The organism is Bradyrhizobium prioriisuperbiae (assembly GCF_032397745.1).
In the GTDB taxonomy this organism is placed as follows: Bacteria; Pseudomonadota; Alphaproteobacteria; order Rhizobiales; family Xanthobacteraceae; genus Bradyrhizobium_A; species Bradyrhizobium_A prioriisuperbiae.
In genome coordinates this window covers 8,518,182-8,538,504 of sequence record NZ_CP135921.1, presented here as the reverse complement: position 1 = coordinate 8,538,504, position 20,323 = coordinate 8,518,182, and the positions used below count along the sequence as shown (strand labels likewise).

Genomic DNA, 20,323 nt, shown 5'->3' with positions numbered 1-20,323 from the left:
GCATGAATCCCGCCGCAGGGAACCAACCCAAGCCGGCCTCTTTCGAGGACAGCTGGGCTGCGTCCTACGCGGATTATAAGCCGCTGCCGGGCATTCCGGATGAATTCATCGGTGCCGACGGCAAGCCGAAGCCATATTGGCGAACCTTGCTCGGCCATCTCTCCGAAAAGGACATGGACCGCTCGCTGGCGGTGGCGCGACGGCACATCCGCGACCTCGGGATTTCCTACCGCGTCGGCGATGAAGCCAAGGAGCGGATCTGGCCAGTCTCCAGCCTGCCGCTGCTGATCGAGCAGAACGAGTGGCAGGAGATTACCGCGGGCATCGCACAGCGCGCGTCGATATTCGAGACGCTGCTCGCCGACATCTATGGGCCGGCGAAGCTCGTGACCGATGGCGTGTTGCCGGCCGCGGTGGTTGCCGGCAGCAAGGAATTCCTGCGGCCGCTGGTGGGGATTAATCCTCCCGGCGGTCGCTGGCTGCATCTCTATGCCGCCGACATCGGCCGCGGCCCCGACGGCCGCTGGTGGGTGCTGAACGATCGGGCGCAGGCGCCGTCCGGCGCCGGCTATGCGCTGGAAAACCGGCTGGCGATGTCGCGGGCCTATCACTCGACCTACGCCAGCATGAACGTGCAGCGTCTCGCGCCGTTCTTCCGCGCCTTTCGCGGCGGGCTCGCCGCCAAGGCCGATCGCTCCGATCCGCGTATCTGCCTGATGACACCCGGCCCTTACAGCCAGACTTATTCCGAGCAGTCGTATCTGGCGCGCTATCTCGGCTTCCTGCTGGTCGAGGGCGACGATCTCGTGGTTCATGACGGCAAGGTGCATGTGCGCACCATCGCGGGATTGAAGCGCGCCGATGTGCTGTGGCGGCGGGTGGATGCCGACTTCATCGATCCGCTGGAATTGAACGGCATCTCGCGTCTCGGCGTGCCGCAGCTGACCTCGACCATCCGTGACGGCAGTGTGGTCGTCGCCAACATGCCGGGCTCAGGCTTCATCGAATCCCGTGCGCTGCTGAGCTTCATGCCGCGCATCGCCCGGCATTTGACCGGCGAAGATCTGGCGATGCCCAATATCGCGACCTGGTGGTGCGGACAGCAGCGTGCGCGCGACAAAGTCCTCGAAAATTTTGACACCATGTCGATCGCGGGCGCGTTCGAAGACCGTGTGCCCGGATTTGCTGATCGCCAGAACCTGGTCATGCCGGATCTCGGCAAGGCGACGGCGGACAAGGTGAAGGCCGCGATCAAGGCGCGCGGGCTGGATTTTGTCGGACAGGAACTGGTGCGGCTGTCGACTGCGCCGGTGTTCGAGAGCGATCGTCTGGTGCCGCGTCCGTTCGTGCTGCGGGTGTTCGCGGCCGCGACGCCGGACGGCTGGCATGTGATGCCCGGCGGCTTCTGCCTGATTTCCGACAAGGCCGATGCGCGCGCGGTCAGCATGGGCGATGGCGTGCAGTCGGCCGACGTCTGGGTGCTGTCGCAAAGTCCGGTGCCGGTCGAGACACTGCTGCCGTCCAACGAGAATGTCAGTATCCGGCGCATCCTTGGTAATCTGCCGAGCCGCGCCGCCGACAATCTGTTCTGGTTCGGACGCTATCTGGAGCGTGCCGAGGCGATGCTGCGGATCGTGCGCTGCCTGTGCGCGAAGAGCGTCGATGTCGATCTCGCGGTGGGAGATGCCGCTGGGCCGCTGCAGCGGCTGGCGGGACTGCTGGTGGCGTGGGGAGCGGTTCCCGCCGACAATATCGGACAACGTTCACTGTCGATCATTGCGACCGCGCTCGGCTCGGTCGCCAACTACGGCTCGGTGCTGTCCAACGTCCGGATGGCCTATGGTGCCGCCTCGGTGATCCGCGAACGGCTGTCGGTCGACAGCTGGAAGCTGCTTGGCAAGCTGGAGGCGCAGCTGGTGCTCAAGCCGAGCGATCTCGCCACCGAAGCGGAAGCGTTCGAGGTGGCCGACCGCGCGCTGGTGACGCTGGCCGCAATCTCGGGCCTCGCCCAGGAAAACATCAACCGGGTTGCCGGCTGGCGTTTTCTCGACATCGGACGCCGTGTCGAGCGTGCGATCAACACCTGCCGGTTTGTGCGTAATTTCGCCGGCGACAAGGCTAGCGCCGACGATCTCGAGATTCTGCTCGACCTGATCGATTCCCAGATCACTTATCACTCGCGCTATCTCACCGGTGTGGCGCTCGCGCCAGTGCGGGACATGGCGCTGCTCGACCCTTATAACCCGCGCTCGGTCAGCTTCCAGATCAACCTGTTGCGCGACCACCTGGACACGCTGCCGACACTCAATGACGACGGCATCCCCGAAGAGCCCAAGCGCTTCATCGACCTGTTTGCCGGCGAGATCGCCAGCGCCGCGGCCGACGATATCGAGCCGTCGTCGGTGCTGGCATTCGAACAGACCTTGATGCGCTTCGCCGACGCGATCGCATCCCGTTACTTCCTGCAGCGGCCGGATGGCCTGAAAACCAAGAGCGCGAGCGGTCTGGCGTGATTTACGATATTCGCCATGTCACGAAATATTCCTACGAAGCGCGGGTCAGTTCCGCGAAACTGGCGCTGCGCCTGACGCCGGGCGATGGCGTCGGACAGCGTTGCCTGCGTCATGCCCTGACCATCCGGCCGAAGCCGCGGCAGTTGATCCATGAGCGGGATTTTTTCGGCAACGACGTGACTATTGCGTTGATCGATACTGGTTTGGTCGATCTCGAGGTGGAAGCCACCGCGCGGGTGGAGGTCTTGCGGCCCGTGGCGCTGCTGGCCGGGGCAAGCGCGGATTGGCGCGTGATCGCCGAAGCCGCGATCGATGATGACACGCTCGATGCGGCGTCGCCGGTGCATCATCTGTTTCCCAGCCCGCGCGTTGCGCTGGTGCCCGATGTTGCAGCCTATGCCGCGCTCAGCTTCCCGGCGGGAATGCCGATCGTCGACGGCGCGCGTGACCTTGCACGCCGCATTCGCAAGGAGTTTGCCTACAAGCCGAATTCGACAGAAGTCTCGACGCCGCTCGACCAGGCGTTCGCGCAACGCCGCGGCGTCTGTCAGGATTTCGCGCATATCATGATTTCCGGGCTGCGTGGGCTGGGCATCCCGGCGGCCTATGTCAGCGGCTATATCCGGACCATTCCCGCGCCCGGCACCAAGCGACTGGAAGGCGCCGACGCCTCGCACGCCTGGGTCTCGGTCTGGTGCGGGCACGATGTCGGCTGGTTCGGCATCGATCCCACCAACGCCATCGACGTCGGCAACGATCACATCGTGCTGGCGACGGGACGGGATTTTTCCGACGTCTCCCCGATCTACGGGGTGTTCCTGGGATCGGGCGCGCAGGAGCTGGATGTCGGCGTCGATGTCATCCCCGTGGAAAGCGCTCTGGTCTGAGCGCCTCCCATTGAGCAAGTGATGGCCCGTGCGGGGATTATCCAGCACATAGCGTTTCTAGAGCCTTTTCCGTTCTGGTTGAATCACAACAGAGGCTCTAGCTTTTTGTTTTGACGCGTTTTCTTCACGCGAACCGGTATCCACTTCGCTCGAAAACGCTCTATGGTGCGTTCTGCAGCATCATATGCATCTGCTGGTACCAGTTCGAATACTCCTGCCAGCTATGGAATATCTTTTCCTTGTCGATGGCGTTGGTTTGCAAATTAACAAGCTGGAGAACAAAAACGCTGCGTCCCCCCTCCGATCGCTTGGCGGAGTGAAGCCCAAACCGGGCATTCCTGACGTTGTCATATAAAAATTCCATCGTGCGTCTCCATGCAATGAATGACCGCGCGGGATGGTTGGTTCAAAAAGCTCTTCTCAGTCGAAATGCGTGTTGCGTTGGATATCCAGAGGTTGGCGATGTTTCTTTTCGCTCAACCGTGCACAGTCTGTGTCATTCTCGCCGTGGTCGCAAATCAAAATATTGGCGGAACGATGCCCGGACGGACCGTCAATGGCCGGCCATATGCCGGCCGATTTCAGTGAGATTGGCCTCGCTGGCCCGAGCCTCGTAGACCAGCTGGCCGTGGAACATCACCACAATCCGGTCCGACAACTCCAGCAGTTCGTCCAGGTCTTCGCTGACCAGCAGCACTGCCGCGCCGCGGTTACGTGCCGCCATGATCTCCGCATGGATCTGCGCCACCGCCGCGAAATCGAGGCCGAAGCAGGGATTGGCGGCGACCAGCACCTCGACGTCGCCGCCGAGCTCGCGCGCCAGCACCGCACGCTGCACGTTGCCCCCCGACAGCGCCGAGATCGGCGTGTCCGGCGTCCGGGTCTTGATCTTGTATTGCGCGATCTTGTCGGCGGCGTTGTCGCGGAAGGCCGAGCGATTGAGCCACCAGCCGCCGGCCGCGAATGGCGCGCGGTCGAATTCGCGAAAGGCAATGTTGTCGGCGACGCTCATGCTGCCGACGCAGGCGTTCTTCAGTGGCTCCTCTGGCAGCAACGACAATTTGTGCTGCCGCATCTCCTCGCGAGTCGCATGATAACTGTCGCCGCCGATCCGGATCTCGCCGCCTTCCGCCTCGCGCTGGCCGGCCAGCACTTCGACCAGCTGGCGCTGGCCGTTGCCGGAGACGCCGGCCACGCCGACGATTTCGCCCGAACGAATTGCCAGCGAGACATTGTTCACGGCAATGGCGCCGGCGTCGTCGAGGGCGTTGAGCCTGTCGATCTCCAGTCGTGCCGCGCCGAATTCACCGGTCCGCGACGGCTGCACCGTCAATTCCTCGGCGCCGATCATGGTGCGGGCCATCATGTCGGGGGTGAGGTCGGCGACACGGCCCTGGCCTGCGAGCTTGCCGCGGCGCAGGATGGTGACGTCGTCGGCGAATGCCATCACCTCGCGGAATTTGTGGGTGATCATCAGGATGGTGAGTTCGCCGCGTTCCACCATCTTGCGCAGCAATCCCAGCACTTCGTCGGCTTCCGCCGGCGTCAGCACCGAGGTCGGCTCGTCGAGGATCAGGAAGCGGCGCTGCAGGTACAGCTGCTTGAGGATCTCGCACTTCTGCCGCTCGCCGGCGGAAATAGCCGAGACCTTCGCATGCAGCGGGACCTTGAACGGCATGCGCTGCAGGAAGCCTTCGAGGTCGCGGGTTTCCTTCGCCCAGTCGATCACAGCGGGCAATGTGTCGCGCGCCAGCACCAGGTTTTCGGCCACCGTCATCGCCGGCACCAGCGTGAAGTGCTGATACACCATGCCGAGCCCCAGCGCATGCGCCGCGCGGGGATTGCCGATGGTCTGTTCGCGGCCGCTGACCACGATGTCGCCTTCGTCCGGCTGGTAGTAGCCCATGATGCATTTGACGAGCGTGCTTTTGCCGGCACCGTTCTCGCCCAGCAGCGCATGGAATGAACCGGGTCGCACCTTCAGCGAGATATTGTCCAGCGCAACAAAGTCGCCGAACCGCTTGGTCATGGCGATCGCTTCGACGCCGATCGTATCCGGTGGAGTGGCGTGGAGCTCGATCGGCATCAGGCGATCGCCTTTATGATGGCGCCGGACGAGGCGACCGCGCCGAACACGCCGCCCTGCATCTTGATCATCTTGATGGCATGCTCGTGGTTGCTGCGGTCGGTGGCGGCGCAGCAGTCCTCCAGCAGCACGCATTCGAAGCCGCGGTCATTGGCCTCGCGCATGGTGGTGTGCACGCAGACGTCTGTGGTGATGCCGGTGAGGATGATGTTGTCGATGCCGCGCACCCGCAGCATCAGTTCGAGATCGGTGGCGCAGAACGATCCCTTGCCCGGCTTGTCGATGATCGGTTCGCCGGGCAGGGGGGCGAGATCCGGGATGATCTCCCAGCCCGGCTCGCCGCGCACCAGGATGCGTCCGCACGGGCCGGCGTCGCCGATGCCGGCGCCGATCTGGCGCGAGCGCCAGCGCTTGTTGGCCGGCAGGTCGCTGAGGTCGGCACGATGGCCTTCCCGGGTGTGGATGATGTGGAAACCCTTGGCGCGCATCGTCACCAGCAGCCGCTTGATTGGTTCGATCGGCGCGCGGGTCAGCGACAGGTCGTAGCCCATCTTGTCGACATAACCGCCGACGCCGCAGAAGTCGGTCTGCATGTCGATCACGATCAGCGCGGTGTTCTGCGGGCGCAGGTCGCCATTGTAGGGCCAGGCGTAGGGTTCGGACGCAACGTGGGTCTCGGTCATTGGTTCGACTTCCGCAGTTCGCGTTATCTGGTAATCGACAGCTCGGCCGGCGCGCCGGTGAGGGTGCGTTTCGGCGAGCAGGTGATGATCATGATCAGCAGCGTCAGCAGGTAAGGCGCAGCGTTGAACAGATAGTAGCCCGACGTCACGCCGACCGACTGCAGCGCCGGCCCGAGTGCGGCGGCGCCACCGAACAGCAGCGAGGCGGCGAGGCACAGTTTCGGGTCCCAGCGCGCGAAGATCACCAGTGCCACGGCGGTGACGCCCTGGCCGCTGGAGAGGCCTTCGTTCCAGCTTCCCGGATAGAACAGCGACAGGAACGAGCCGCCGATGCCGGCGAAAAAGCCGCCCAGCATCGTGGCGCGCATCCGGATGGCGTTGACCGAATAGCCCATGGCGCGCGCGGCGTCGGCGCTTTCGCCGGCGGTGCGCACCAGCATGCCCCAGCGGGTGGTCCGCAGCGCCCATACCAGGATCGGGGCGAGCGCGACGCCGATCAGGAACAGCACATTGATCCGCAGCGCGGCCTTCACCTGCGGGATGTCGCTCCACCAGCCGAATTCGATTGACGGCAGATGCGCCGCGGTCGGCTCGATCAGCGGCTTGCCGAGGAAGAAGGCGAGGCCGGTGCCGAACAGCATCAGCGCGATGCCGACAGCGATGTCGTTGACCCGCGGCAGGCCGCAGATCGCGGCGTGCAGCGCCCCCAGCAGCGCGCCGGCAAAGCCCGCGGCGAGCACGCCGAGCCAGGGCGATCCGGTGAGGTAGGAAGTGCCGTAGGCGCACATCGCGCCCATCACCAGCGTGCCCTCAAGGCCGAGGTTGATGCGGCCGCTGCGCTCGGTGATGCACTCGCCGAGGCTGACGAACAGGAAGGGTGTGCTGACGCGGATGGCGCCGCCGAGCACCGCCAGCGGCACCGTCCACAGGCCGATCGAGGCCGCGTCTGCCATGGTCAGCTCCTGCCTTTGAGGATATTGCCGAGCCGGCCGTACAGCGTGTCGCTCGCCAGCACGCAGACGAAGATGAGACCTTGCAGCACCAGCACCGAGGCGTCCGGCAAGCCCAGCCGCCGTTGCAGCAGGCCGCCGCTGGCACTGATTCCGCCGAGCAGGATCGCCACCGGGATCACCGCCAGCGGATTGTGGCGCGCCAGGAACGCCACCAGGATGCCGGTGAAGCCATAACCGACGGCGAGATTGGCATTGGTGCGGCCCTGGACCGCGGCGACTTCCACCATGCCGGCCAGACCTGCGGCGGCGCCGGCGAGGAAGCAGGTGATCAGGATGAGTTTGCCGACCCCGAGCCCGACGATCTTGGCGGCACGGAGATTGCCGCCGGCCACGCGCGCGGCAAAGCCGAACGTGGTGTGGAAAATGAGCACGTAGGCCAGCACCGCCGCGATGATGCCGAAAACGAGTCCCCAGTGAATATCGGTGCCCGGAATGGTGCCGATCATGTTCACGGCGCCGATCTCGCGTGTCGACGGCTTGTTGAGGCTGGAGGGATCGCGCATCGGTCCTTCGACCAGATGGTTGAGGACCGCGAGCGCGATATAGACCAGCAGCAGGCTGGAGATTGTTTCGTTGACGCCGCGATACTGCCGCAGCGCGCCCGACAGCACGATCCAGAGCCCGCCGCCGATCATGCCGGCGCAGGCCATGCCGACCTGGACGACGAGAGGCGATGCGGATTGCAGCGCCAGCGCGGCACCGGTCGCGGTCAGTGCGCCGATCAGGAGTGCGCCTTCGCCACCGATGATGACCATGCCGAGTTGCGCGGGCAGGGCCGTGCACAGCGCCGTGAGGATCAGCGGCGCGGCGCGGGTCAGGGTGTTCTGCCAGGAGAACCAGGTGCCGAACGCGCCCTGGTACATGTAGAAATAGAGGTCGAGCGGGTTCTTGCCGAACAGCGCCACGAAAAGGCCGAACAGGCCCAGTGCGGCGATGAGCGCCAGCGCCGGAATGACGATGTATTCCGACGCTTCGCCAAGTCGGTGGCCAAGTCCCTGACGAAAGCCGGTCGAGCCGGTTGTCGTCGCGATCGGCTTGTCGACCTCGACGCTCACGCAACGGCTCCGATCACGCCGTCGATCAGATAGTTCATCTTCTCGAGTTCGACATCGGTCGAGCCGCGTTCGGTCCCTGCGGCGATCACCGCGTTGCCCTTGTTGTCACTGAGCGGCCCCTTGAAGATGGTGTAGGTGCCTGCCGTCAGCTTCGCTTTGATGTCATCGGCATGCTTGCGCGCGGCTTCCGAGACCAGCGGCCCATAGGGCGAGACCTTGACGAGGCCTTCCTTCAGGCCACCGCGATAGAAATTCGGAATGGCCTCGCCGTCCGCGATCATCTTGACAAAGCGCGGATACAGCACCTCCCAGTTCCACTCGGCGCCGGTGAGATAGGCCTGCGGCGCCAGCGTCGATTGATTGACGTGATAGCCGCACACCATCGCCCCGCGCCGTGCGGCGTTCTCGACCATCGTCTTGGGACCATCGACGTGGCAGGTCAGGACGTCGACGCCCTGATCGATCAGGCTGTTGGTGGCTTCGGCTTCCTTCACCGGCATCGACCAGTCGCCGGTGAAGATCACCTGTGTGGTCGCTTTCGGATTGGCGAGTTTTGCGCCGAGCGTGAATGCGTTGATGTTGCGAAGCACCTGCGGGATCGGCTTGGCGCCAACGAAGCCGAGCTTGCCGGTCTTGCTGGTGTAGCCGGCAATGATGCCGCTGATGTATTGCGCCTCGTCGATATAGCCGAAATAGCTGCCGGCGTTCTTGGGATCCTTCTCGCTCCACAGTCCGCCGCAATGCTCGAAGCGCAGCTTCGGAAACTTGTTGGCGATCTTGATCATGTGCGGGCTGTAGTAGCCGAACGAGGTCGGGAAAATGAGTGTCGCGCCGTCGAGATTGATCATCGACTCCATGGTCTTTTCGACAGCGTCGGTCTCCGGCACCTTCTCCTCTTCGATGACCTTGATGCCTGCGAGCTTCTTCAGGGCGGCGGCGCCCTGCGCGTGGGCCTGATTGTAACCATAGTCGTCGCGCGAGCCGACATAGATGAAGCCGATGGTGGTGTCCTTGGCGGCGGCCGGTCGGATGCCGGCGGTGGCGCCGAGCGCCAGGGCTGCGCTGCCTTGCAACAGATGTCGTCTTGAAATGGTGTGGATTGGCATTGGAATGCTCCCTTGGCGTCCTGGTGGGGCGATCGCCGGTCAATGCGTTACCTCGCCGGGCCAGGCGGGGCTCGTTAAGGGGATCGCAAGCTTTGTGCCAATGGTTCTGAAAACGGCGAATCCATTTATCTAATTGAATTTATTTTGATTTTTGTATTCTTTGTTTCAGTTCAAAAAGCAGGCAAGCTCGTTTCTGCCCATAAAACAATCAAATATCCCCTATTGTATGCAATTCCTCTGAGCAGCCCGACTGGGGCTTGTGGTGCGGCGGAAACATTCGCTCGCGGTACCTCAAGGCATGGAGTTGTGGCTTGGCCTGGGTCGTGGCAACCCCGGCATGCATACCGGAGCGGACAACCTGAACGCTTGGCATAGTATGATATTTATCATACGAAAATTCGAATTCAGGCAATCGGCGAGATAATCGCTCGGTGCCGGTGAGATGGATTTGAGGCGGGACATGATTGATCTGTCGACGTTGATGCAGGGGCTCACCAGGGACGCGGATCATCACGCGATCACGGTGACCGAGGACTGGCTGCAGGGGCGCACGATCTATGGCGGCCTCGCGGCGGCGATCTGCGTCGAGAGTACGCTGCGGGACATTCCCGATCTGCCACCGTTGCGGTCGGCACAGTTCTCATTTGTTGGGCCGGCCGCGGGGCGTCTCACTGCGCAACCGGCCATGCTGCGGCGTGGCAAGTCGACGGCTTTTGTCGCGGTGGATCTGAATGGAGAGGGCGGGCTCGCGACGCGCGCGACGCTATGCTTCGGCGCGGCCCGTCAGTCGGCACTGAATCATGAGACGATCGTTGCGCCCATCGTCCCGCGCTGGGACGCGTGCCCGCCGTTCTTTCCGGACAAGCCCCTGATCAGCTTTATGCAGCACTTCGAGAGCCGGCGCGCAGGCGGTGGTTACCCGCTGGACCGATCGAACGATCCGACGCTGTTGATGTGGTTGAGTCACCGCGGTTCGGCACCGAGCTCCGTGACCGGGCTGATCGCGCTTGCGGACGCGCCGCCGCCGGCAGCGATGGTGATGTTCGAAAAATTCGCGCCGATCAGCACCATGACATGGACCATCGATCTTCTCACCGACCGGTTCGAAACCGAAGACGGCTGGTGGCTGGTGCGCTCCGCTGCGGAAAACATCGTCGATGGCTACTCCAGCCAGACCCTGACAGTATGGAATGCGAGCGGCAAGGCGATTGCCATCGCGCGGCAAAACGTTGCTGTTTTCATTTAGTTAGCTGGCGGCGGGGCAGCCATGCTCGTGCGTTCGATACGCATGGCTTGATATTTCGCATGCGAAATATATTCTCCGGGCCATGACGCCTCCCGATCGCCGGCTGATCTTTCTGTTGAACGTTGCGCAGCGCCGGCTGCAGCGCTGGGTGGAGCAGCAGATGGTCGAGGAAAAGGGCCCGACGTCGGCGCAGTCAGGAGTATTGTTTTATCTCGGCCGCAACGATGGCGCGCTGATCGGCGAGATTGCCGAGGCGCTCGATCTGGTGCCGTCGGCGATGACGGGGCTGGCCGACCGGATGGAGCGCGCCGGCCTGGTGCAGCGCAAGCCCGACGGCGACGACGGGCGGTCGTCGCGCGTGCATCTGACACCAAGGGGGACTGACGTGCGCAAGCGTGCGGTGGCGCGCACGCAAATGCTCAACAGCAAGATGATGGAAGGCTTTTCCGAAAAGGAAATCGAGATCGTCGCGCGCTGGCTCACCAGCCTGCAGACAAAATTCCCCAAAAATTCCGAAGGAGCAACCCATGACTGACCATGTGAAGACCGATGTCGAGGCCGGCATCCTGACCATCACGCTCGCGCGGGCGGACAAGAAAAATGCGCTGACCAATGCGATGTATGGCGCGCTGGCCGACGCGCTTGATCGCGCGGAGAAGGACCCGGCGATCCGCGTAGTGCTGATCCAGGGCGACGGCGACAGCTTTACGGCCGGTAACGATCTCGCCGATTTCAGCGCGCAGTCAAAGGGCACGCACGAGGGCGAGAAGCATGTGTTTCGTTTCCTGAAGAATCTCGCCAAGGCGACGCGGCCGCTGGTCGCTGCCGTGCAAGGCAACGCGGTCGGGGTCGGCACCACCATGCTGCTGCATTGCGATCTGGTGTATGTGGCCGATACCGCGCGGCTGATGACGCCGTTTGTGAATCTGGCGCTGGTGCCTGAAGCCGCATCCAGTCATCTGTTGCCGGCACGTGTCGGCCATGCCCGTGCTTATGCGATGTTTGCGCTCGGCGAGCCGGTCGATGGGGCAACGGCGGCGTCAATCGGTCTTGCGAATGCCGTGGTCCCGGTGGCGGAGCTGCGTGCGAAGGCGCGGAGTGCCGCGGAAGCCCTGACCAAGCGGCCGCTCGGCGCGCTGGCCCATACCAAGGCCCTGATGCGTCCGGTTGAGGCGATCTCCGCGCAGATGGATCGCGAGGGCGCGATCTTCCAGGAGAGGCTGAAGACCGCGGAAGCGCGCGAAGCATTCGCCGCGTTCGCCGAGCGCCGTCAGCCTGACTTCTCCACGGTTGCGGGATAAGACTGCGAAGTCTGGTCGCCATGCTTTGCTGTGGTGACCAGCCATTTCCGGAATGCGGCCAGGTTCGGTGTGTTGGCCGTCGCCTCCGGTGACACAATGTAGAAGCCCGCGTCGGCGGGCATCGCCATGTCAAAGGGAACGACCAGGCGCCCTTTCTCGATGTCGTCCTGGACGTAGGATGTCTGGCCGATGGCAACGCCGAGGCCATCGATCGCGGCCTGGATCGTCATGAAGGACATATCGAACGTCAGTCCGCGATGCGCGATGGTCTCGATCGGCAAGCCCGCGGCGGTGAGCCACAGGCGCCAGTCCTCACTGGTCAGGCTGGTGTAGAGCAGCGTGTGGTGGGCGAGATCTTCCGGCTGCTTCAGGGGGCGTTCGCCCTTGAGCAGTGCCGGACTGCAGACCGGAAACAGCTCATCCGCGAGCAGCCACACGGCGTGCAGGCCCGGCCATTGGCCGCGGCCGTAGCGGATCGCCGCATCCACATTGTCCCTCTGAAAATTCACCAGTTCGGTCGACGTGGTGATGCGCACATCGATGCCGGGATGCGCCTCCTGGAAAGAGGCCAGCCGCGGCAGCAGCCATTTCGCGGCGAAGGAGGCCAGCGTGCTGATGGTGAGCACGCGTTCGTTGTCCTTGCGCAGCAGGCGGTCGGTCGCCTGCCGCAGGTCCTGAAATGCGGCCCGGATGCCGGGGAGATAGTCCCGCGCCGCCGGGGTCAGCGCGAGCGTCCGGTTCTGCCTGACGAACAGCGCAATCCCGAGTTCCTCCTCGAGCCGCCGGATCTGATGGCTGATCGCGGTCTGGGTCACATTCAGCTCGGCGGCCGCGTTGGTGAAGCTGAGATGGCGGGCCGCCGCCTCAAACGCCCGCAAACCGTTCAGGGAAGGTAACCGGGTGGTCATGGGCCCTCCTCATGTATGAGATTATATCATGAATTGGAGGACAAAGTGTCGTTTGTCAATGTGGGTTCTGAGGCAGATATTTTCGGTCAATTGATTGCCATAGGAGGTCATTATGTTCGTTCGTACCGATCAAGCAATGACAAATCATCATGAGTCAGGGTTCTTGGGCCAAGTCGGCGAGGTCCTGCACACCTGGCACCGCCGCTACGTCGAGCGGGGTGAACTCGCCGCCTGGACCGACCGCGATCTGAATGACGTGGGATTGTCCTGGGATGACGTCGCCCACGAGATCGAAAAGCCGTTCTGGCGCGGCTGACGTTCACCCCAGATCAAGATCTGATTGAGCCGAACTGCAACCGAACGAGCGCTGCCATGGCTGCGATGTCAACCGCTGATCATCTGGACTGGAGCCGGCAGGACCTGCGCCGGTTCTCCGATGTGCTGCGGCTGCGCAACGGCCAGTCGGTCACGGTGCGCTTCGTCGAGCCGCGGGACGGCCCCGCGCTGCAGGCCTACTTCAAGACGCTGTCGCCGGAAGCGCGCTACAATCGCTTCACCGGCGCCAGCAACGGATTGTCCAATCATGAGCTCGATGTGCTGCTGCACATCGGCGACGACAATCGCTTTGCGGTCATTGCCGAGATGACGATCGACGGCATCAGAACCATTGTCGGCGAAGCGCGCTACAGGGTGGACGAGACGGCCGGCACCCTCGAGTTCGGCCTTTCGGTTGATGACGCGCATCGCGGGCAGGGCATCGGCTTTGCGCTTCTCTCCAATCTCGAATGCCGTGCGGCGGCGTTCGGTGTGCATCGCGTTTTCGGCGATACGCTGCGCACCAACAACCAGATGCAGTCGCTGGCGCGCAAGGCCGGCTACAGCTTCACCAACACGCCTGGCGACTGGCGCGAAGTGCGCATGATGAAGACCGTGCACATCGCCGCCGAGGACATTCCCTGCGTGCAGTGGCGCAACGTCGCGGTCGAGCTGGCGCATCACGCCGGCATGTGACTATCGATGAAATAATTGACCCGCGGTATGCGACGGCGTCGCCGCGGGCTGTCGTTTGCCACTCTACCGGCTGGCCGCCGAGCGCAGCTTCTCTGGATAATCGTCGTCGTGGTCCGCGGGGATCTCCGGCGGCGCCTCGTGCTTGCGCGGGCTCATCCAGTTCGAGAGACGGTCGAGATAGAGGTAGATCACCGGGGTCGTGAACAGCGTCAGCGCCTGGCTGACGATCAGGCCGCCGACCATCGACCAGCCCAGCGGCTGGCGCAGTTCGGAGCCGGTGCCGTGACCCAACATCAGCGGCACGGCGCCGAGCAGTGCCGCCATGGTGGTCATCATGATCGGGCGGAAGCGGAGGATCGCGGCCTGGCGAATGCTTTCCTCGCTCGACATGCCCTGATCGCGTTCGCCGGCGATGGCGAAATCGACCATCATGATGCCGTTCTTCTTCACGATGCCGATCAGCAGGATGACGCCGATCAGTGCGATCAGGCTGAAGTCGTAGCCGCCCAGCATCAGGGTTGCGAGCGCGCCGAGTGCCGCCGACGGCAAGGTCGACAGGATTGTCAGCGGGTGGATGTAGCTTTCGTACAGGATGCCCAGGATCAGATACACCACGATCAGTGCCGCCACGATCAGCAGCGGAACGGTGCTCAGTGATTGCTGGAATGCCTGTGCCGTTCCCTGGAAGCGCATGGTCAACGCGCCCGGAATTTGCAGGTCGCGCTGGGCCTGTTCGATGGCATCGGTCGCCTGACCAAGCGCCACACCCTGCGCGAGGTTGAAGCTCAGCGTCACCGCCGGGAACTGGCCCTGGTGGCCGATCGACAGCGGCTGCACCGGCAGCGTGGTCCAGCGCACGAACGACGACAGCGGCACGTTCTGTCCGGTTGTCGGCGATTTCACATAGATGCTGTTGAGCGTTTCGACGTCGCCCTGCTGCTTCGGCAGCACCTCCATGATGACGTGATAGGTGTTGGTCTGGGTGAAGTACTGGGTCACCTGGCGCTGGCCGAACGCGTCATACAGCGTGTCGTCGATCACCTGCGGCTGGATGCCGAGGCGCGAGGCCTGATCGCGGTCGATGGTCAGCGTCAGGGTGTTGCCCTGGGTCTGCTGGTCGGTGGCGACGTCGCGCAATTCCTTCAGGGTCTTCAGCTTGTCGAGGATCTTCGGCGCCCAGGTGTTCAGTTCGTTGATGTCGGCATCCTGCAGCGCAAGTTGGTACTGCGTGCGTGTGGCGCGGCCACCGATTCGCACGTCCTGTGCCGCCTGCAGGAACAGCCGGGCGCCTTCGACCTGATCGAGTTTCGGACGCAGCCGCGCGATGATCTGGTCGGCGTTGACGTCACGATCGTCGCGCGGCTTCAGGGTGATGAAAAAGCGGCCGGTATTGAGCGAATTGCCGCCGGTGCCGCCGACCGACATCGCGACGCTGGCGACTGCGGGGTCGGCCTGCACGATGGCGCCGAGTTGCTGCTGCTTGCGCATCATGTCCTGGAACGAAATTTCCTGGGCGGCTTCCGACTGGCCGCTGATCAGGCCGGTGTCCTGCTGCGGAAAGAAGCCCTTCGGAATGATCACGAACAGGGCGATCGTCGCCGCCAGTGACGCGAAGAAGACGCCCAGTGTAATCAGCCTGAAGCGCAAGGCGAAATCCAGCACGCTTTTGTAGCCATTGAGCATGGCATCGAAAACCCGTTCGCTGGCATTGAACAGGCGGCCGTGATGCTCCTCGCTGTGCGGCTTCAGGAACCGCGAAGCCATCATCGGCGTCAATGTCAGTGACACGAAGGCCGAGACCACGATGGTCATCGATAGCACAATGGCAAATTCGCGGAACAGGCGTCCGATGATGCCGCCCATCAGCAGCAGCGGGATCAGCACCGCGATCAGCGACAGCGAAATCGAGAAGATCGTGAAGCCGATTTCGCCGGCGCCCTTGAAGGCAGCCTTCATCGGGCTCTCGCCCTCTTCGATATAGCGGGTGATGTTCTCCAGCATGACGATGGCGTCGTCGACCACGAAGCCGACCGAAATCGTCAACGCCATCAACGACAGGTTGTCGAGGGTGTAGCCGCTCATCCACATCAGCGCGCAGGCGCCGAGCAAGGCCAGTGGCACCGTCACAGCCGGAATGATGGTAGCCCAGACATTACGCAGGAAGGCGAAGATCACCAGGATGACCAGGCCGATGGTGATCGCGAGCGTGAATTGCACGTCGGACACCGATGCGCGAATGGTCTGGGTACGATCGCTCAGGATGTTGATCTTGATGGCGGGCGGCAGCGCCAGTTCGAGGCGCGGCAGCGCGGACTTGATGCGGTCCACCGTTTCGATGACGTTGGCGCCGGGTTGCTTGAAGATGACCAGGAACACGCCGCGCTGACCGTTCGCCCACGCCGCCTGTTTGGTGTCCTCGGGGCCGGCGATGGCCTGTCCGACGTCGCGAATGCGCAGCGGCGCGCCGTTGCGATAGGCGATGATGACGTCGTTCCAGTCCTTGGCGACGGGCAACTGGTCGTTGGCGTAGATCGTGTAGCTGCGCGTGGTGCCGTCAAGCGCGCCCTTGGGGCTGTTGACCGTGGTGGCGACGAGCTGGGTGCGGACGTCTTCGAGCGACAGTCCCTTGGTGGCGAGCCGGGCTGGATCCAGCTGGATGCGGATGGCGGGTTTCTGCTGGCCGCCGATGGTGACCAGGCCGACGCCGGGCAACTGGCTGATCTGTTGCGAGATCTTGGTTTCGACGTTGTCGTCCAATTCGGTCAGCGGCATCGAATCCGATGTCGCCGATAACAGCAGGATCGGCGAGTCGGCCGGATTGACCTTGCGATAGGTCGGCGGGCTTGGCAGCGTTTTCGGCAGCTGGCCGCTGGCCGCGTTGATGGCGGCCTGCACGTCGTTGGCGGCGCCGTCGATGTTGCGATTGAGATCGAACTGGATGGTGATCGAGGACGACCCCAGCGAACTGGTCGAGGTCAGTTCCGCGACCCCGGCGATCTGCGCGAACTGGTTTTCCAGCGGCTGCGCCACCGACGACGCCATGGTGTCGGGGCTGGCGCCGGGCAGGCTGGCGGACACCTGGATGGTTGGGAAATCGATCTGCGGCAGCGGAGCGACGCCCAATAGCGGGTAGGCGATCAATCCGACGAACAGCACCCCCGCCATCATTAGCGAGGTAGCGATCGGGCGTTTGATGAATGGTCCTGAGAGGCCGCCGTCGCTCATCGCTGTGTACTCTGGCCGATAGTGGCGTTGGCGTCGGTCGCCGAGACCGTCGTGCCGTTCTGCAAGCGGTATTGTCCGGACACCACGATGCGGTCGCCGGCGGCGATGCCCTTGGTGACCACGGCGCTGTCATTGTTCGCAGCACCGATCTCGACCTGCCGCAGGCTGGCTTTCTGGTCGCCGCCGATGACATACGCCGTCAATCCCTGCTGGCCGTGCTGGATCGCCGCCTGCGGCAGCACGATCACATTGTCCAGGGTCTGAATCGGAACACGCACCACGACCGCAAGACCGGGCCACAACGCATTGTCGAGATTCTCGAACGTGGCCTTGATCTGGATGGTGGCGGTGGTGGGGTCGACCTGGTTGTTGACCACCGTCAGCGTGCCGTCCGCCAGTTTGCGGTTGCCGTCGGCGCTGTAGGCGAGCGCCGTCACCGGGCCTTTCTGCATTGCGCTGTTGATGTCGCTGATCTGGCCTTCGGGCAGGGTGAAGAGGGCCGTGATCGGCTGGACCTGGGTGATGGTGACGATTCCGGTCGCGCTCGAGGCGTTGACGATATTGCCCTGGTCGACCAGTCGGAAACCGACGCGGCCCGTGATCGGGGAGCGGATGTTGGTGTAGTCGAGTTGCGTCTGCGCGTTCTCGAGCGCGGCGGTATCAGCCGCGACCAGAGCGGTGTTCTGAGCCACCGCAGCGGTCTGGGTGTCGAGCTGTTGGCGCGATGCGAAGTCCTGCTTGGCGAGGGTGGAATAGCGCTGCAGGTCGAGTTCGGAATTGTGCAGCGTCGCCTGGTCCTGCGCTTTCTTGGCGGTGGCCTGGTCGACCGAGGCCTGGTAGGGGCGCGGGTCGATCTGGGCCAGCAGGTCGCCCTGTTTGACGGTCTGGCCTTCCTTGAACAGGATCTTGACGACTTCGCCGTCGACCCGGGTTCGCGCGGTGACGGAATTGAAGGCCTGGATCGTCCCGAGCCCGCTCAGCACCACGGGGAACGTTTTGGTCTGGGCGGTGGTGACCGTAACTGGCACGGCGGCGACCGCGCGCGCCTTCGCTGCGTTCGAAGCCCGCTCAGGCGTTCCATAGAAGCGCCCGTAGCCATAGTAGAGGCCCACGCAGACAAGAAGCGTGAGTCCGACAAGAAATAACCGTCGAGCCGTCATTGATCGTCTTTCTGATTCCCAACATCCGGAAATTAACCGGGCGGCGCATTAAGCCTGAACGCGCTGCAATGCGAAATGACGAACGTGTTTTCTTGCAAAAATGTAATATTCAGCCCTAATTTTTCCGACTTTCTCACGTTGCCAGTGAACAACAACACGCTGAAACGAGCCGTGCGTTAGCCTTTCGTATCACTTCTGCTTGAAAGCAAAACCGGCGGTTGCGGCCGCGACCGGTGGCACGTCTGTTCGCAGCAATTACCAGAAACAATCCAACAGCGCGCCCCGTCGCCTTGCCCGAGCGCAACCGCTGAGTTACGCAGGCTGATCAAAAATACCACCGGCGGAAACATCACAGGCAGGGATATGGGAAACGACAAGGCACGGAAAAACCCCGAGGATCTGCGTAGCCACCGCTGGTATGGCGTGCAGGACATGCGCTCGTTCGGGCATCGCTCCCGCACCGCCCAGATGGGCTATCACCGCTCGGATTATGCCGGAAAGCCTGTCATCTCGATCATCAATACCTGGAGCGACATCAACCCCTGCCACAGCCATTTCAAGCAGCGGGTTGAGGAGGTCAAACGCGGCGTCTGGCAGGCCGGCGGATTCCCGGTCGAGATGCCGGCGATCAGCCTGTCCGAGCCGTTCCAGAAGCCGACCACCATGCTCTATCGCAACCTGCTGGCGATGGAGGCTGAGGAATTGCTGCGCTCCTACCCGGCCGATGGTGCTGTCCTGATGGGTGGCTGCGACAAGACCACGCCGGCGCTGATCATGGGCGCCATTTCAATGAACCTGCCCGCGATTTTCGTGCCCGCGGGGCCGATGCTGCGCGGTAACTGGAACGGCGTCACGCTGGGCAGCGGGTCCGACACCTGGAAGTACTGGGCCGACCTGCGCGCCGGCAAGATCACCCAGAGCGATTGGCAGGGCGTCGAGGACGGCATCGCGCGTTCCGCCGGCCATTGCATGACCATGGGCACGGCCTCGACCATGACCAGCGCGGCGGAAGCCCTCGGGCTGACGCTGCCGGGGGCGGCTTCGATCCCGGCATCCGATTCGCGGCATGGCCAGATGGCCGCGCTGTCGGGCCGCCGCATCGTCGACATGGTGTGGGAGGACCTGAAGCCGGGCGACATTCTGACTTCGCGTTCATTCGACAACGCCGTCACCACGGTGCTGTCGCTGTCGGGATCGACCAACGCCATCGTGCATCTGATCGCGATGGCGCGCCGCGTCGGGGTCGATCTCACCATCGATCGTTTCGATGAACTGGCGCGCCGGGTGCCGGTGCTGGCCAATATGCGGCCGTCGGGCAAATACCTGATGGAGGATTTTTATTATGCCGGCGGGCTGCGGGCACTGCTGGTGAAGCTTGGCGATCTGATCGATGGCGGCGAGTTGACCGTCAACGGCCGCACGCTTGGCGAAAACATCGCCGGTGCCGAGGTGTTCAATGATGATGTGATCCGCGCCCGCGACAAGCCGCTGGTCGAGCGCGACGGTCTTGCGGTGCTGCGCGGCAATCTGGCGCCGGATGGCGCCGTCATCAAGCCGCCGGCGGCGGAGACCAGGCTGCATCGTCACACAGGACGCGCGGTGGTGTTCGCCACATATAACGACATGGCGAAGCGGATCGACGATCCCGCGCTCGACATCGACGAGACTTGCGTGATCGTGCTGCAGAATGCCGGCCCCCACGGCGCGCCCGGTATGCCCGAGTGGGGACAGTTGCCGATCCCCAAAAAGCTGCTGGAAAAAGGCGTCCGCGACATGGTGCGCATTTCCGATGCGCGCATGAGCGGCACCAGCTACGGTGCCTGCGTGCTGCATGTCACGCCCGAAGCGGCCGTCGGTGGACCGCTGGCACTGGTGCGCGACGGCGACATGATCGAGCTCGATGTTCCGGCACGGAAACTGAACATGCTGATCTCGGATGCGGAATTGGCCAGCCGCAAGGCGGCGTGGGTTCCGCCGCCGGCGAAGTTCGAACGCGGTTACGGCCTGCTTTATCTGAAGCACGTCAGCCAGGCCGACAAAGGCTGCGATTTCGATTTTCTCGAGACGCCGTCCGACCGCGCGCCGACACCCGAGCCGGAAATCCACTGACCCGACGCTCCCGGTTCTGT

Annotated in this window: 17 protein-coding genes; 8 read left to right on the top strand and 9 right to left on the bottom strand. The window is 63.4% G+C overall.

The features are described from left to right. Positions 1-2 precede the first annotated feature (2 nt). Together RS897_RS39620 and RS897_RS39615 are read left to right on the top strand one after the other, a co-directional pair. Positions 3-2,513, top strand: coding sequence for a circularly permuted type 2 ATP-grasp protein (locus tag RS897_RS39620; protein ID WP_315834089.1), 2,511 nt, complete (start codon positions 3-5; stop codon positions 2,511-2,513). After that, positions 2,510-3,400, top strand: coding sequence for a transglutaminase family protein (locus RS897_RS39615; protein ID WP_315834088.1), 891 nt, complete (start codon positions 2,510-2,512; stop codon positions 3,398-3,400). The genes RS897_RS39620 and RS897_RS39615 overlap by 4 nt, the downstream gene beginning before the upstream one ends. Positions 3,401-3,560: 160 nt before the next feature. Here RS897_RS39615 and RS897_RS39610 read toward each other — a convergent pair whose 3' ends face one another. The 6 genes from RS897_RS39610 to RS897_RS39585 all read right to left on the bottom strand — a co-directional run bounded on the left by RS897_RS39610 (position 3,561) and on the right by RS897_RS39585 (position 9,343). Next, on the bottom strand, positions 3,561-3,764 hold the full coding sequence (locus RS897_RS39610; protein ID WP_315834087.1) for a hypothetical protein: 204 nt from the start codon (positions 3,762-3,764) through the stop codon (positions 3,561-3,563). A gap of 189 nt (positions 3,765-3,953) precedes the next feature. Next, positions 3,954-5,486, bottom strand: a complete 1,533-nt coding sequence (locus RS897_RS39605) for an ABC transporter ATP-binding protein (protein ID WP_315834086.1) — start codon at positions 5,484-5,486, stop codon at positions 3,954-3,956. Then, positions 5,486-6,169, bottom strand: a complete 684-nt coding sequence (gene biuH, locus RS897_RS39600; RefSeq protein WP_315834085.1) for a biuret amidohydrolase — start codon at positions 6,167-6,169, stop codon at positions 5,486-5,488. The genes RS897_RS39605 and biuH overlap by 1 nt, the downstream gene beginning before the upstream one ends. A 23-nt stretch (positions 6,170-6,192) precedes the next feature. Continuing rightward, positions 6,193-7,122: an ABC transporter permease gene (locus tag RS897_RS39595; protein ID WP_315834084.1), complete on the bottom strand. Its 930-nt coding sequence runs from the start codon at positions 7,120-7,122 to the stop codon at positions 6,193-6,195. A 2-nt stretch (positions 7,123-7,124) separates the two neighbouring features. Beyond that, the gene (locus RS897_RS39590; RefSeq protein ID WP_407654597.1) at positions 7,125-8,213 is read right to left on the bottom strand and encodes an ABC transporter permease; all 1,089 of its coding nucleotides are present in this window, start codon (positions 8,211-8,213) and stop codon (positions 7,125-7,127) included. A gap of 20 nt (positions 8,214-8,233) precedes the next feature. Then, the gene (locus RS897_RS39585; RefSeq protein ID WP_315834082.1) at positions 8,234-9,343 is read right to left on the bottom strand and encodes a BMP family ABC transporter substrate-binding protein; all 1,110 of its coding nucleotides are present in this window, start codon (positions 9,341-9,343) and stop codon (positions 8,234-8,236) included. Positions 9,344-9,803: 460 nt separating this feature from the next. Between RS897_RS39585 and RS897_RS39580 the strand changes: the two genes are divergently transcribed. The 3 genes from RS897_RS39580 to RS897_RS39570 all read left to right on the top strand — a co-directional run bounded on the left by RS897_RS39580 (position 9,804) and on the right by RS897_RS39570 (position 11,890). Continuing rightward, positions 9,804-10,589, top strand: coding sequence for a thioesterase family protein (locus RS897_RS39580; protein WP_315834081.1), 786 nt, complete (start codon positions 9,804-9,806; stop codon positions 10,587-10,589). A gap of 82 nt (positions 10,590-10,671) precedes the next feature. After that, positions 10,672-11,124: a MarR family winged helix-turn-helix transcriptional regulator gene (locus RS897_RS39575; protein WP_315834080.1), complete on the top strand. Its 453-nt coding sequence runs from the start codon at positions 10,672-10,674 to the stop codon at positions 11,122-11,124. Beyond that, on the top strand, positions 11,117-11,890 hold the full coding sequence (locus tag RS897_RS39570) for an enoyl-CoA hydratase-related protein (RefSeq protein WP_315834079.1): 774 nt from the start codon (positions 11,117-11,119) through the stop codon (positions 11,888-11,890). Before RS897_RS39575 ends, RS897_RS39570 begins: the two co-directional genes overlap by 8 nt. Here the strand turns inward: RS897_RS39570 and RS897_RS39565 are convergent. After that, positions 11,860-12,798: a transcriptional regulator GcvA gene (locus tag RS897_RS39565; protein ID WP_315834078.1), complete on the bottom strand. Its 939-nt coding sequence runs from the start codon at positions 12,796-12,798 to the stop codon at positions 11,860-11,862. The two genes, RS897_RS39570 and RS897_RS39565, sit on opposite strands and share 31 nt — an antisense overlap. A gap of 112 nt (positions 12,799-12,910) precedes the next feature. On the opposite strand from RS897_RS39565, the gene RS897_RS39560 reads away from it, so the two are divergent. Further along, positions 12,911-13,114 (top strand): DUF1127 domain-containing protein, encoded by a 204-nt coding sequence (locus RS897_RS39560; RefSeq protein ID WP_315834077.1) that lies wholly within the window; start codon positions 12,911-12,913, stop codon positions 13,112-13,114. Between the two features lie 56 nt (positions 13,115-13,170). Continuing rightward, positions 13,171-13,809 carry a GNAT family N-acetyltransferase gene (locus RS897_RS39555; protein WP_315834076.1) on the top strand — a complete coding sequence of 213 codons (639 nt, stop codon included), beginning with the start codon at positions 13,171-13,173 and terminating at the stop codon, positions 13,807-13,809. 63 nt (positions 13,810-13,872) lie between these two features. On the opposite strand, the gene RS897_RS39550 is transcribed toward RS897_RS39555, so the two are convergent. Continuing rightward, positions 13,873-17,034: a multidrug efflux RND transporter permease subunit gene (locus RS897_RS39550; RefSeq protein ID WP_315834075.1), complete on the bottom strand. Its 3,162-nt coding sequence runs from the start codon at positions 17,032-17,034 to the stop codon at positions 13,873-13,875. Beyond that, positions 17,031-18,194 carry an efflux RND transporter periplasmic adaptor subunit gene (locus RS897_RS39545; RefSeq protein ID WP_315834074.1) on the bottom strand — a complete coding sequence of 388 codons (1,164 nt, stop codon included), beginning with the start codon at positions 18,192-18,194 and terminating at the stop codon, positions 17,031-17,033. The genes RS897_RS39550 and RS897_RS39545 overlap by 4 nt, the downstream gene beginning before the upstream one ends. A 363-nt stretch (positions 18,195-18,557) precedes the next feature. Between RS897_RS39545 and araD the strand changes: the two genes are divergently transcribed. Next, entirely contained in the window at positions 18,558-20,303 is a 1,746-nt protein-coding gene (gene araD / locus RS897_RS39540; protein WP_315834073.1) for an L-arabinonate dehydratase, read from the top strand. The last annotated feature ends 20 nt before the right edge of the window (positions 20,304-20,323 follow it).